This window comes from Nocardioides ginsengisoli (assembly GCF_039537225.1).
Taxonomy (GTDB): Bacteria; Actinomycetota; Actinomycetes; order Propionibacteriales; family Nocardioidaceae; genus Nocardioides; species Nocardioides ginsengisoli.
Genome location: NZ_BAABAC010000013.1, coordinates 228,914 through 241,240, shown reverse-complemented (window position 1 = coordinate 241,240; position 12,327 = coordinate 228,914). Strand labels below are relative to the sequence as shown.

Sequence of the window (12,327 nt, the reverse complement as noted above, 5' to 3'; positions counted from 1 at the left end):
GGTCACTGGCCCTTGGCGGCGTACGCGGCCTCGGTGGCGTCCTTGCCGGGGCGCCACCACGCCTCGTTGGCCTGGTACCAGGCGACGGTCTGGGCGAGGCCGGCCTCGAAGTCGCCGTACTGGGGGGTCCAGCCGAGCTCGGTGCGCAGCTTGCCGCTGTCGATCGCGTAGCGCAGGTCGTGGCCGGCGCGGTCGGTGACGTGCTCGAAGTCGTCGGCGTCGCGACCCATCAGGGTCAGGATCATCCGGACCACCTCGAGGTTGGACTTCTCGCCGTCGGCGCCGATCAGGTAGGTCTCGCCGATCCGGCCCTTCTCGAGGATGGTGAGGACGGCGGAGGAGTGGTCCTCGGTGTGGATCCAGTCGCGGACGTTCTCGCCGGAGCCGTAGAGCTTGGGCCGGCGGCCGTCGATCACCTCCGTGATCTGGCGCGGGATGAACTTCTCGATGTGCTGCCACGGCCCGTAGTTGTTGGAGCAGTTGGAGATGGTGGCCTGCACGCCGAAGCTGCGGACCCACGCGCGCACCAGGTGGTCGGAGCCCGCCTTCGAGGCCGAGTACGGCGACGACGGCTGGTAGGGCGTGTCCTCGGTGAACCGCTTGGGGTCGTCGAGCTCGAGGTCGCCGTAGACCTCGTCGGTCGAGACGTGGTGCAGCCGCACGCCCGCCTTGCGGACCGCCTCGAGGATCGTGAAGGTGCCGATCAGGTTGGTCCGGATGAACGGCGACGGGTCGTCGAGCGAGTTGTCGTTGTGCGACTCGGCGGCGTAGTGCACCACCGCGTCGTGCTCGGCGACCAGCGGCTCGACCACGGCCGCGTCGGCGACGTCGCCGACGACCAGGCGCACGCGGTCGTCGGGCAGACCGGCCAGGGACTCCCGGCTGGCGGCGTAGGTGAGCTTGTCCAGTACCGTCACCGCGGCGTCGGTGTGGCGGACGAGATGGTGGACGAAGTTGGAGCCGATGAACCCGGCGCCACCGGTCACGAGGATGCGCTGCACGCCGGTCAGTGTATGAAGGACCCTGTCGTCCTGACGAAGTGACGACATCCGCGACGCGACCGAGGAGTGGGAGACACCATGCGCGGGATCATCCTGGCGGGGGGCACGGGCAGCCGGCTGCACCCCATCACGCACGCCATCAGCAAGCAGCTGATGCCGATCTACGACAAGCCGATGATCTACTACCCGCTCTCGACGCTGATGCTGTCCGGCATCCGTGAGGTGCTGGTCATCACGACCCCCCACGAGGCCGAGCAGTTCCGTCGCCTCCTCGGCGACGGCAGCCAGTACGGCATCGCGATCTCGTACGCCGTGCAGCCCTCGCCCGACGGCCTCGCCCAGGCGTTCCTGATCGGCGAGGAGCACCTCGACGGCGGCGGCGCCGGCCTGGTCCTGGGCGACAACATCTTCTACGGTGCCGGCCTCGGCACCCGGCTGCGCCGGTTCGAGGACCTCGACGGCGCCGCGGTCTTCGGCTACCGCGTCGCCGACCCGACGGCCTACGGCGTGGTCGACTTCGACGACGAGGGCAAGGCCCTCTCGCTGGAGGAGAAGCCCGAGAAGCCGCGCAGCCACTACGCCGTCCCGGGCCTGTACTTCTACGGCTCGGACGTCGTCGAGAAGGCCAAGACGCTGAAGCCTTCAGCCCGCGGCGAGCTCGAGATCACCGACCTCAACCGGATGTACCTCGACGAGGGCCGGCTGCAGGTCGAGGTGCTGCCGCGCGGCTCCGCCTGGCTCGACACCGGAACCTTCGACGACCTCAACGACGCCAGCAACTTCGTCCGCGCGCTCGAGGCCCGTCAGGGCACCAAGGTCGGCGCGCCGGAGGAGGTCGCCTGGCGACTCGGGTTCATCGACGACGCGCGGCTCGAGGAGCTCGCGCAGCCGCTGGTCAAGAGCGGCTACGGCCGCTACCTGCTCGACCTCCTCGACGAGGCAGCAGGCGCCGGACCCAGCCCGACTCGCTGACCTCGGCCGCGGCCTCCGGCGCCTGCTCGGCAGGCAGCCGGAGCGCCAGGCCGCCCTGGCCGGAGTAGCCGAGGACGACGGGCCCGATCCGGGTGCCCTCGGGGAGCTCGCTGAAGGCCCGCTTGACGCCGGTGCGGCCGTCGAGCTCGCACCGGCCGAGCAGCTGGTGCCCACCGCGGGGCAGGGCGTGGCCCATCGCGGCCGTCGCCGGGTCGAAGCGGGCCCGGAAGGTGCCGGCCGGCTCGAGCGTGCCGTCGGGCTGCTCGACCAGCGCGACCGCCGAGGTCGTCGGCAGCAGCCAGGCGACGCGGGTCGGCGCGTGCCGGATCATCAGGTCGACCTGGACGTCGTCGACGTCGGCGCTCGGGCTCAGCCCGCGCTCGGCGAGCAGGCTCGCGATCGGCTCGGGCAGGCCGCGGACCACCGCGCCGTCCGCCGTGCGACGGGCGAACGGCTGGGGCGCCGGGGTCCAGGCGACCGTGCCGGTCACGGTCAGGCTGCCGTCGCCGGCGTCCTCGACCGCGGTGACGGTGTACTCGGGGCGCCGCTGGGCGCCGTCGCGCAGGAACTCGGCGGCCGCGTCGGCGTGGCCGTCGCGGAGCAGGGTGATCGCCGCTCGGGCGCGCGGCGGCAGGTGCGGGTCGACCTCGACGGGGACGTAGGCGGCGAGCAGCCGCTCGATCTCGGCCCGGTCGGCCGCGACCTCGTCGTCGGTGCGCCCGGTGTCGCGGTGGCCGATCTGGGGGAGCAGGCGCGCGTGGGTGGTGTGGGCGAGCAGCTCGGTCCGGATCGCGGGATCGGTCAGCGCGGAGATCTTGGCGAGCAGCTTGTCGAGGTAGGGCCAGTAGTCGTCGCCGCCGCGGTAGTCGGCCTCGCCGTCGGCGGCGGAGTTGTTTTCGCCGGTGTGCCGCCAGTGGTAGAAGGGCGTCGAGCTGAGCAGGGCCGCCGTCGCGCGGTGTTCGAGCAGGTCGATGTGGAAGAAGATGTCCTCCCACAGGTGCCGCGGCGCCTCCGGGAAGCGCACGTCGTGCTCGACCAGGAAGGCCCGCCGGTAGAGCTTGTGCGGCGTCATCGGCAGCAGCCCTCGCAGCGGCCGGTCGGTCGCGTCGGCGAGGTCCTCGGTGTAGGTGCCGAGACCCCAGCGGGCGACGTTGGTGCGCGTCTCCTTGCCGTTGACGACGTCGGCGCCGGCGGCCACGCCGAAGTCGTACGCCGCGCGCAGCGCGTCGGGGTACAGCTCGTCGTCGTGGTCCATGAACAGGACGTACTCGCCGCGGGCCTCGCGGACGCCGATATTGCGCGGCCGGCTCGGCCAGCCCGAGGCCTCCAGCTCGAAGGCGCGGTAGTGGGGGCGCTGCGCCGCGATCGCCGCGATCCGCGCGTAGGTGTCGTCGGGGGAGCCGTCGTCGAGGAGCAGCACCTCGAGGTCGTGCTGCGGGAGGGTCTGCGCGTCGAGGGACGCGATCGCGCGGTCGAGGCCCGGGCCCGACCGGTAGGTCGGGATCAGCACGGAAACCTTGGGGACCTCGGCCATGACGGCGAGTCTAGAAGCGGCTCTCCGCGCCCCGGTTGCTCGGCTCGTCGTTGCGGCCCTTCTCGATGATCACCAGGTTGTGGAAGGCGTGGACGGCGATCACGTGCCGGTCGGCGTAGGTCGGCTCGTAGTCGGGTTCGGCGAACTCGGCGTGGTTGAGCCCGTCGAGCAGGTCCTTGACCAGCGCCATCGTGGTGTCGGGGGCGTGGCGGTCGTGGCTGCCGCCGTACCGCGTCCAGTACGACGTCTGGGTGTCCTCGATCGCGTAGATCCCGTCGTCGGCGAGCAGCGGGAACAGGATCCGGAAGGTCTCCCGGATGTGCTCGGGCCGGTGGCTGCCGTCGTCGATGACGACCCGCGGCGTGCCCTGCTCGGCGACGATCCGGCGCAGCACCTCCTCGTCGACCTGCGAGCCCTGGTAGGTGACGATCCGCGGCCGGTCGACGAACGACTTGTCCTCGATGTCGAGGCCGACGATCTGCGCCTGCGGGAAGAAGCGCTTCCACATCCGCAGCGAGCGCCCGCCGCGGCCCTCGTTGGCGTAGCCGCCGATGCCGATCTCGAGCAGCGTGAACCGCTCGTGGCGCAGGTGCCGGAGGTAGCGCTCGTAGTGCTCGGTGTAGGAGTGGGTGCGGGCCTTGTCGGTGCCGGTGCCCAGGCCGATCTCGGTGAGGCTCATCTCGGCGTACCGCGGCTTCGGCGGCTGCGGAGCGGGCGCCCGCCCGGCGAGCCGGCGCAGCCGCTGCCACGCCCGGTCGCCGACCAGCGGCTTCACGGTCCGGGTCGCGGCGGCCTTGAGCGCGGACATCGCATCCTCCAACAGGTCGGGGTACGACGACACTAGCCCGCGCCGATAGCCTCCCGTCATGACTGCGCCGTCGATCCCACTGCTCATGGGGATCGTCAACGTCACCCCCGACTCGTTCTCCGACGGCGGGCGGTACGCCGACGCCGCGCGCGCGATCGCCCACGGCCGTGAGCTGCTCGCCCAGGGTGCCGACATCCTCGACGTCGGCGGTGAGTCGACCCGCCCGGGCGCGACCCGGCCGCTGCTCGCCGAGGAGCTCGACCGCGTCGTCCCCGTCATCGAGGCGCTGGCGGCCGAGGGCGCGACGGTGTCGGTCGACACGATGCGCGCCGAGGTCGCCGACCGGGCGGTCGCGGCCGGTGCGCGGATCGTCAACGACGTGTCCGGCGGCCTGGCCGACCCCGAGATCCTCGACGTGGTGGCCCGCTCCGGCGCGACCTATGTCGCCATGCACTGGCGCGCGCACAGCGACCGGATGCAGCAGTTCACGGCGTACGACGACCAGGGCGGCGTCGTCGCGGCGGTGCGCGCCGAGCTGGCCGAGCGCGTCGACGCCATCCGCGCCGCCGGCGTCCCGGACGACCGGATCGTGCTCGACCCCGGCCTCGGCTTCGCCAAGGAGGCGCGCCACAACTGGGAGCTGCTGCGCCGGCTCGACGTCCTGGCCGACCTGGGCTTCCCGCTGCTGGTGGGTGCGAGCCGCAAGACCTTCCTCGGCCGGCTGCTGGCCGACGCCGACGGCGCGCCGCGGCCGGTGGGGGAGCGCGAGGCGGCGGGCGTCGCGCTCAGCACCCTGCTCGCGGCCGGATTCGGGGGAACCCCGGTGTGGTGCCTGCGCGTCCATGATGTGCGTGCCCATCGCGATGCTCTCGCGGTTGCGGCAGAGTGGGGGGCCGACGCGGATCGGGCCGCGACGGAGGAGGAAGAGTGAGCGACGAGCTGAGCATCCTCGGCATCGAGTGCTTCGCCCACCACGGGGTGTTCGACCACGAGCGCCGCGAGGGACAGATCTTCAGGATCGACCTGACGCTGAGCGTCGACACCGCCCTCGCGGCGGCCTCCGACGACTTGCGAGACACGGTCGACTACGGAAGCCTCGTCGACCAGGTCGTCGCGGCCGTGACGAGGGATCCGGTCGACCTGATCGAGACCCTCGCGCAGCGGATCGCGGACACCTGCCTGTTGGACCGTCGTGTTGAATGGGTGCGTGTGACCGTCCACAAGCCGGATGCGCCGATCAAGGCGACGTTCGCCGACGTACAGCTCACCATCACCCGCCGCCGTGAGGTGGCAGGGGTGGGAGACCGAACCGGGAAGGCAGAGGGCCCAGCATGACCGAGACCCCCAATCCGAACATCGTCGACGCGGACACGCTGACCGGCGAGATGCGACCGATCCGCCGCATGGTGGTGGCGCTCGGCTCCAACCTCGGCGAGCGGTTCGCGACCCTTCAGGGCGCCGTCGACGCGCTCGCCGACACCCCCGACGTCTGGGTCACCGGCGTCTCGCCCGTCTACGAGAGCGACCCGGTCGACTGCCCGCCCGACTCGCAGAGCTTCCTCAACGCGGTCGTGCTCGCCGACACCACGCTCTCCGTGCACCGGCTGATCGACCGGGCCCACGCGATCGAGGACGCCTTCGACCGCACCCGCGGCGCCGTCAAGAACGCGCCCCGCACCCTCGACGTCGACCTGATCGTCGTCGGCGACCGGCGCAGCGACACCGACGAGCTGCGCCTGCCGCACCCGCGGGCCCACGAGCGTGGGTTCGTGCTCAAGCCGTGGCTCGACCTCGAGCCCGACGCCGAGCTCCTCGACCGGGGCCCCGTCGCGACCCTGCTCGCCAACGTGGGCACCGAGGGGATCAAGCTGCGCGAGGACCTGGTCCTCGAGTTCGAGTGAGCCGCGACGGCGCGGGGCGGGAGTCCGAGCAGGACCCTCCGCGCCCGCCGTCACCCGAGGGTGAGCTGCGGCCGACGTCGCTGCGCACTCTGCTGGGCTGGGCCGTCGTCGGACTCGTCGGCGGCTGGGCGGTGCACCCGCTGTGCGACCGGCTGAGCGTCGTACCGCCGCTGGTGTCGGTGGCGCAGCCGCTCGCGCTGCTGCTCCTCGCCGGCATCCTGGCCTACGTCGCCTGGGCGACCCACCGCACCGTCCACGTCCGTCGTGAGCGGCTCGAGTCGCACCAGGCCGTCAACCGGCTGGTGCTGGCCCGCGCCAGCGCGCTGGTCGGCTCGCTCGTCACGGGCGGCTACGTCGGCTACGCGCTGAGCTGGATCGGCGACCCTGCCGAGCTGGCCGACGAGCGGCTGGTCCGCTCGCTGATCGCGGCCGGCTGCGCGCTGCTGGCCGCCGCCGCGGCGATCCTGCTGGAGCGCGCCTGCCGGGTCTCCGACGACTCCTTCGACGACTCCTCCGACGACTCCTGAGCGTCGTACCGGACGAATCGGTCGCCCTTCGCCCCGTTGTGCGACAAAAACGTCCGGTACGACGAGAAACCAGTCGCCATCTGTGACGGGTGTGACAGGCGTGTCTCCCCGGTCCGGGCCCCTTCGCGACCTAACGTGCAGGCATGACTTCCCCCGTCAGGTCCAGCGCCGCCGCCGGTAACCGCCGCCGTCAGCGGTCGACCCGCATCGTGGTCGCCGCGCTCCTGATCGTGCTCGCCGCGCTGGTCGTCGCGGGCACCGCCGTGACCGGGTCGTGGGTGCTCGTCACGGTCGCCGCCGCCGGCTCCGTCGTCCTCGGCGCCGCGGCCCTCAAGATCGCCCACTCCGAGCTGCTCGACTCGCGCCAGGAGGCCGCGCGCGACCGCGCCGCCCAGGCCCGTGCCTACGCCGAGCTCACCGAGGCCCGCACCGCCGAGAACGTCGAGTTCGCGGCCGACATGACCGGCAAGGTCGCCAAGCGCGACGCCACCATCGCCCGACTCGAGAAGCGCCTCGGCGACGCCGCGGCCGAGCTGGCCGACGCCCGCCGCGACCTCAGCGAGGCCCGCGACCGCACGGCCGAGGTCGAGCGCGACGCCCGGCGCGAGGCCGACCGGCTCACCGCCCGTCTCGCCGACGCGGAGGAGCGGGCCGGCCAGGCCGTCGTCCGGGTCGCCGAGCTGGAGGCCGAGATCGACGTCCTCACCGCGCAGGTCCACGCGCTCGAGGCGCAGGCCCGCACCCGCGCCCGCCGTCCTGCCTGAGCGGGGCCCCGCCGGCGCCACCCGGTAGCATCGGGCGGCGTCACCGCCCCCTCTCCCTGCGAAGGACGCCGAACCCTTGGCCCTCGACCGTGTGCGCGCCCAGCAGAGCATCATCCGGTTCGCGAAGGTCGGTTCCGGACGTCTCCGCGGCCCCGTCGGCCGCGCGACCCGGCGCTTCCGGGGTGACTTCGGGGGCCCGCTGGTCACGGTCGTGCTGCCGGTCAGCGACGACGGCACGACGCGGATCGGCACCTGCCTCGACTCGCTGAAGGTGCAGACCTACCGCAACCTCGAGATCCTCGTCGTCCGGTACGGCGCCCACGAGCGCGTCGGCGCCACGGTGCGCGAGCACGCGGCCGGCGACTGGCGGATCAAGACCCGGCTGCGGGTCGAGCCGACGCTGGCCGCCGCCCGCAACGCCGGCGTCGAGGCCGCGCGGGGCGAGCTGGTCATCGTGGCCCGGTCCGGCGACGACTTCGTGCACACCGGCATCGAGCGGCTGGTCGAGTCGCACCAGCAGACGAGGTCGCCGGTCGTGGTCGGCTGGATGCGCGAGCCCGACATCGCCGGCTGGGTGCCCGACGCGCCCTACGACGCCGCCCACCACACGCCGGTGCGCCGCACGACCCTGGCGCAGAGCCCGGTCGCCGTCACCGACCTCGGCCTCGGCAACCGACTGTTCACCGCCGAGCTCTGGCGCTCCGCCGGACTGCGCTTCACCGACGAGCAGTCCGACGGCGCCGACGTCGCGCTGGGCCTGCTGCGCAGCACCGAGGCGTTCGACCTGATCAGCGCCTACACCTACGTCCCGACCGACCGCCGCGACGGCGTGCAGGTCGGCACCGCGCCCGACGTCCTGAGCGGGCTCGAGAAGTGGATCGCCCGCAACGAGCGGACCTGGCGCCAGATCGACGCGCTCGGCAGCGTCGAGGCGCGCGAGTGGTGGCTGTGGGGCGTGCTCGACACGACCGTCCCGACCCTGATCGCCGACGTCGAGCGGGCCGACGACACTCGCTGGGTGATGCTGCGCGACCACGTCGCGATGCTGCTCGACGCCGCCGACGCCGAGGTGTGGTCGCGCCTGTCGGCGGAGTCGCGGGTCAAGCTGTGGCTGCTGCAGCACGACCGCCGCACCGAGCTCGAGGAGTTCGTCGCCGCCCGGCTGTTCACCCGCGGCAACCGGCCGACCGTCGTCCACGACGGCAAGGTGTGGGCGCAGCTGCCGTTCCACGACGACCCCGACCTCGGCATCCCCGCCGAGCTGTTCGAGATGACCGCCGACGAGACCCGGCTGCGCGCGATGCTCCGCGAGGTCCGCTGGACCGACGCCGGCGAGCTCGAGCTCACCGTCTTCGCGGCGATCGACTTCGTCCACATGAGCGACCTGCCCAAGCTCACCTGCGCGCTGGTCGAGCGCGCCTCCGGCGCCCGCGTCGAGCTGCCCGTCCGGCAGTACCGTGACGTCCGCGGCAACCAGGCCGGCCGTCGCCACCAGGACTTCTCCTGGGGCGCCTTCGTGGCCACGGTCCCCGTCGCCGAGGTCGTCGCCGGTACGACGTCGCGCCGCGCCTGGGAGCTCGACGTCACCGTCGACGTCGACGGCGTGGTCCGCTCCGGCCCGGTGCCGCTCGTCGACGAGCAGGGCTCCGGCGGCTTCGTCGCCCGCGACCACCTGGCGCCCCGCCCGGTCCCCGGCGCCGAGGACATCGTCGTCGGCCTCAACCCCCGCACCGAGCTGGTCGGCCTCTGGGCCCGTCCCGACGCCGGCCCCCGCCTGGTCTCCCTCGACGTCGCGGGCCGCGCGGTCGAAGGCGTGCTCGCCCCGGCCGGCGAGCAGGTCGTCGCGGTGCGCGCGACCCAGGGCAGCCGCCAGGTCCGCGGCGAGGTCACCGACGGCGGCTTCCGGCTGACCCTGCCCGCCGCCCTCACCGGCCAGGACTCCTGGCTGGTCCGCGCGCTCGCCGCCGACGGCCGTGAGCTGCCGGTCGGCTGGCCCGCCGCCGCGCCGCAGTGGCTCGGCGTCGGCCGCGGCGAGGTCGTCGCCACCCGCACCGACGCCGGCAACGTCGGCCTGCGCGAGACCGACCGCGTCCTCGTGGTCGACGACATCGCGCTCGACGGCGTCGACCTCACCGTCACCGGCCACTGGCTCGGTACGGCGCCCGCCGAGGCCCGCCTCGACCTCGGCCCGGTCGGCGCGCCCGTCGTCCCCGCCGCGACGCCCGGCGCGGTCACCGCCCGGATCTCCCTCACCGCCGACGTCTGGGGCCTGGGCGAGCGCCCGCTCCCGCCGGCCTGGCACTGGCTCTCGGTCCCCGCCGGCGACGGCTCGGTCCGCGCGCTGCTGGGCGAGACCGCGATCGACCGGCTCCACCACTTCCTCGTCGGCGATCAGTACGTCGTCCGCCTGGTCCAGTCCGCACGCCACGCCGGCGTCGAGCTGCTCCCCGCGGTCGAGCCCGAGGAGCGCGTCCCGTTCGGGCAGACCAGCCTGCAGGCGTGGTACGCCGAGGGCGACATCCCGCTCGACCCGAACGCCGTCTACTTCCAGTCCTATGTCGGCGCCTCGGCCACCGACAGCCAGCTCGCGCTCCACGAGGAGCTGCGCCGCAGCCGCCCCGACCTCACCCTCTACTGGGGCGTCGCGTCGGCGTCGTCCTGGGTGCCCGAGGGCGGCGTCCCGGTCGTCATCACGACGCGCGACTACTACCGCGTGCTCGCCTCCGCCGGCCACATCTGCATGAACATCGACCCCGAGCGCTGGTTCCGCAAGCGCCCGGGTCAGCGGCTGCTGCAGACCTTCCACGGCTATCCGGCCAAGTCGATGGGCATCCGGATGTGGGAGGCCAAGCGCTTCTCGCCGCGCCGGATCGAGGCCGAGCTCTGGCGCACCTCCCGGCAGTGGGACCTGATCCTCACGCCCGCGCCGGAGATGGACGAGCACTACCGTCGCGAGTACGACTACGACGGCCCGATCCACAGCGCCGGCTATCCGCGCGACGACGTCCTGGTGGGGGAGCGCGCCGCCGCCGTCCGCGACGACACCCGGCGCCGGCTCGGCATCCGCCCCGGCCAGAAGGCGATCCTCTACGCGCCCACCTGGCGCGACGACCAGGCGACCAACTGGCGCGCGGCCGACGCCGTCCACCACCTCGACGTGGCCGCCGCGAGCCGCGAGCTCGGGTCCGACTACGTGCTGCTGATGCGCGGTCACCGCTTCCACGCCTCGACCGCGGGCGGCGACAGCGCGACCCGCTTCCTCGACGTCACCGACTATCCCGAGATCAACGACCTGATCCTCGCCGCCGACGCCGCGGTGCTCGACTACTCGTCGCTGCGCTTCGACTTCGCGCTCACCGGCCGGCCGATGGTCTTCCTGGTCCCCGACCTCGACTCGTACGTCGGCGGCGTGCGCGGCTTCCTCTACGACTACGCGCCCTCGGCCCCCGGTCCGCGCGTCGACACGGCCGAGGAGGTGGTCGCGCTGCTCCGCGACCTCGACGGGCTGCAGCGGCGCACCGCCGACGAGATGGTGGCCTTCCACGAGCGCTTCAACTACCTGCAGGACGGGCGGGCGGCCGAGCGCGTGGCCGCCGCCTTCTTCGATCCTGCCTGACCCCGACCCAGAAGGAGCGCCAGCATGCGTCTGGTCGACCTGCCCGATGCGCTGCCCGACGGCGGCCGCTTCCTGCACATCGGCATGCCGAAGACCGGCACCACCGCGCTGCAGGGCGCGCTGCACAACGCCCGGCCGAAGCTCGAGGAGCTGGGCGTCCACAACGCCGGGCGCGGCCGGCACGAGATGAAGACCGCGCTCGTCGCGGCCGGCACGCTCCCCGACTACTGGGACGACCGCGCCGACTGGGAGGCGCGCTGGGACGCCCTGTCCGCCGACTTCGCGGGCTCGCACTCGCGGGTCACCTTCTGGTCGAGCGAGTCGCTCAGCCAGGCGCTGCCCGGCCGGATCCAGCACATCGCCGACCGCCTCGGCGCCGACACCACGATCGTGCTCACCCTGCGCCCGCTCGCGCCCCTGCTCGTCTCGCAGTGGCAGGAGGTGCTGCGTCGCCGTGGCACCGAGCCGCTGGAGGAGTGGCTGCGCAAGCACTTCGACTCGGTGCGTCCCGACGGCACCGTGGTCGCCGAGTGGGAGCGGGTGATGCCGCAGATCCACCGGTTCAGCCTGCGTCGCGTCATCGACCAGTGGGGCTCGGTGTTCGGCGAGGAGAACATCGTCCTCGTCGTCCCTGCGCCCGGCGACCGGCTCGGCAACTTCCGGGTCTTCGAGTCGCTGATGGGCGTGCCCGAGATCCTCGAGCCGCCGGTGATGGACAACGCCTCGCTGCCCTTTCCCGAGGCGGAGATGCTGCGCGCGTTCAACAACGTCTACACCGACCGCGGCGGCGAGCACCCGACCTGGATGTTCGCGGTCGGCAATATCGCCCGGCCGCGCCTGCGCTCGCTCGCGGGCCGCGCCACGCCGTACGGCATCACCGCGCCGCGGTGGGCCGCCGAGCTCGGCAACGACTACACCGCCGACTGGATCTCCGCCGTCCGCGCGTCGAACGCGACCGTCGTCGGCGAGCTCGACCACCTGCTCGTCGACCCGGCGAAGTTCCCCGAGTCGGTCGACGCGCCGACCGAGGTGAGCGTCGACACGGCGGGCGAGCTGATGGACATCGCGTTCGCCTCGGCGCTCGAGCTCGGCACCCGCCAGGGCGCCGCCGGCCGCCCCGACCTGTCGTCGTACGGCGGCCGGGAGCTGCTCCGCGAGGCCGCCCGGCGCGCGCGCCGGCGACTGCGGCGCGGCTGAGCCCCTG

General features: G+C 73.2%; 11 protein-coding genes. 8 read left to right on the top strand and 3 right to left on the bottom strand.

Annotated features, from left to right (window positions below):
- Window positions 1-2: 2 nt before the first annotated feature.
- Window positions 3-1,001, bottom strand: a complete 999-nt coding sequence (rfbB, locus tag AB4880_RS07660) for a dTDP-glucose 4,6-dehydratase (RefSeq protein WP_437440493.1) — start codon at window positions 999-1,001, stop codon at window positions 3-5.
- A 78-nt stretch (window positions 1,002-1,079) separates the two neighbouring features.
- Here rfbB and rfbA point away from each other — a divergent pair, with 78 nt between their 5' ends.
- The gene (rfbA, locus tag AB4880_RS07655; RefSeq protein WP_367918619.1) at window positions 1,080-1,973 is read left to right on the top strand and encodes a glucose-1-phosphate thymidylyltransferase RfbA; all 894 of its coding nucleotides are present in this window, start codon (window positions 1,080-1,082) and stop codon (window positions 1,971-1,973) included.
- On the opposite strand, the gene AB4880_RS07650 is transcribed toward rfbA, so the two are convergent.
- Both AB4880_RS07650 and AB4880_RS07645 read right to left on the bottom strand, forming a co-directional pair.
- Entirely contained in the window at window positions 1,897-3,507 is a 1,611-nt protein-coding gene (locus AB4880_RS07650) for a glycosyltransferase (RefSeq protein ID WP_367918618.1), read from the bottom strand. The genes rfbA and AB4880_RS07650 overlap by 77 nt on opposite strands.
- A gap of 10 nt (window positions 3,508-3,517) precedes the next feature.
- Window positions 3,518-4,315 (bottom strand): hypothetical protein, encoded by a 798-nt coding sequence (locus AB4880_RS07645; protein ID WP_367918617.1) that lies wholly within the window; start codon window positions 4,313-4,315, stop codon window positions 3,518-3,520.
- 58 nt (window positions 4,316-4,373) lie between these two features.
- Here AB4880_RS07645 and folP point away from each other — a divergent pair, with 58 nt between their 5' ends.
- The 7 genes from folP (at window position 4,374) to AB4880_RS07610 (ending at window position 12,320) form a co-directional block, all read left to right on the top strand.
- A complete protein-coding gene (gene folP / locus AB4880_RS07640; RefSeq protein ID WP_367918616.1) occupies window positions 4,374-5,246 on the top strand; it encodes a dihydropteroate synthase in 873 nt (290 codons plus the stop codon).
- Window positions 5,243-5,650: a dihydroneopterin aldolase gene (gene folB, locus AB4880_RS07635; protein WP_367918615.1), complete on the top strand. Its 408-nt coding sequence runs from the start codon at window positions 5,243-5,245 to the stop codon at window positions 5,648-5,650. Before folP ends, folB begins: the two co-directional genes overlap by 4 nt.
- On the top strand, window positions 5,647-6,216 hold the full coding sequence (folK, locus tag AB4880_RS07630) for a 2-amino-4-hydroxy-6-hydroxymethyldihydropteridine diphosphokinase (protein ID WP_367918614.1): 570 nt from the start codon (window positions 5,647-5,649) through the stop codon (window positions 6,214-6,216). Before folB ends, folK begins: the two co-directional genes overlap by 4 nt.
- The gene (locus AB4880_RS07625) at window positions 6,213-6,743 is read left to right on the top strand and encodes a DUF3180 domain-containing protein (RefSeq protein WP_367918613.1); all 531 of its coding nucleotides are present in this window, start codon (window positions 6,213-6,215) and stop codon (window positions 6,741-6,743) included. Before folK ends, AB4880_RS07625 begins: the two co-directional genes overlap by 4 nt.
- A 143-nt stretch (window positions 6,744-6,886) precedes the next feature.
- Window positions 6,887-7,507 carry a hypothetical protein gene (locus AB4880_RS07620; RefSeq protein WP_367918612.1) on the top strand — a complete coding sequence of 207 codons (621 nt, stop codon included), beginning with the start codon at window positions 6,887-6,889 and terminating at the stop codon, window positions 7,505-7,507.
- Between the two features lie 76 nt (window positions 7,508-7,583).
- Complete coding sequence (locus tag AB4880_RS07615) at window positions 7,584-11,123, top strand: bifunctional glycosyltransferase/CDP-glycerol:glycerophosphate glycerophosphotransferase (protein ID WP_367918611.1); 3,540 nt, start codon at window positions 7,584-7,586, stop codon at window positions 11,121-11,123.
- Window positions 11,124-11,147: 24 nt separating this feature from the next.
- Window positions 11,148-12,320 carry a sulfotransferase family protein gene (locus AB4880_RS07610; RefSeq protein WP_367918610.1) on the top strand — a complete coding sequence of 391 codons (1,173 nt, stop codon included), beginning with the start codon at window positions 11,148-11,150 and terminating at the stop codon, window positions 12,318-12,320.
- The last annotated feature ends 7 nt before the right edge of the window (window positions 12,321-12,327 follow it).

Bases quoted from the DNA above. Each gene is read 5' to 3' on its own strand.
- rfbA (WP_367918619.1), top strand. From the start codon at position 1,080: ATGCGCGGGATCATCCTGGCGGGGGGCACGGGCAGCCGGCTGCACCCC.
- AB4880_RS07650 (WP_367918618.1), bottom strand. From the start codon at position 3,507: ATGGCCGAGGTCCCCAAGGTTTCCGTGCTGATCCCGACCTACCGGTCG.
- AB4880_RS07645 (WP_367918617.1), bottom strand. From the start codon at position 4,315: ATGTCCGCGCTCAAGGCCGCCGCGACCCGGACCGTGAAGCCGCTGGTC.
- folP (WP_367918616.1), top strand. From the start codon at position 4,374: ATGACTGCGCCGTCGATCCCACTGCTCATGGGGATCGTCAACGTCACC.
- folK (WP_367918614.1), top strand. From the start codon at position 5,647: ATGACCGAGACCCCCAATCCGAACATCGTCGACGCGGACACGCTGACC.
- AB4880_RS07620 (WP_367918612.1), top strand. From the start codon at position 6,887: ATGACTTCCCCCGTCAGGTCCAGCGCCGCCGCCGGTAACCGCCGCCGT.
- AB4880_RS07610 (WP_367918610.1), top strand. From the start codon at position 11,148: ATGCGTCTGGTCGACCTGCCCGATGCGCTGCCCGACGGCGGCCGCTTC.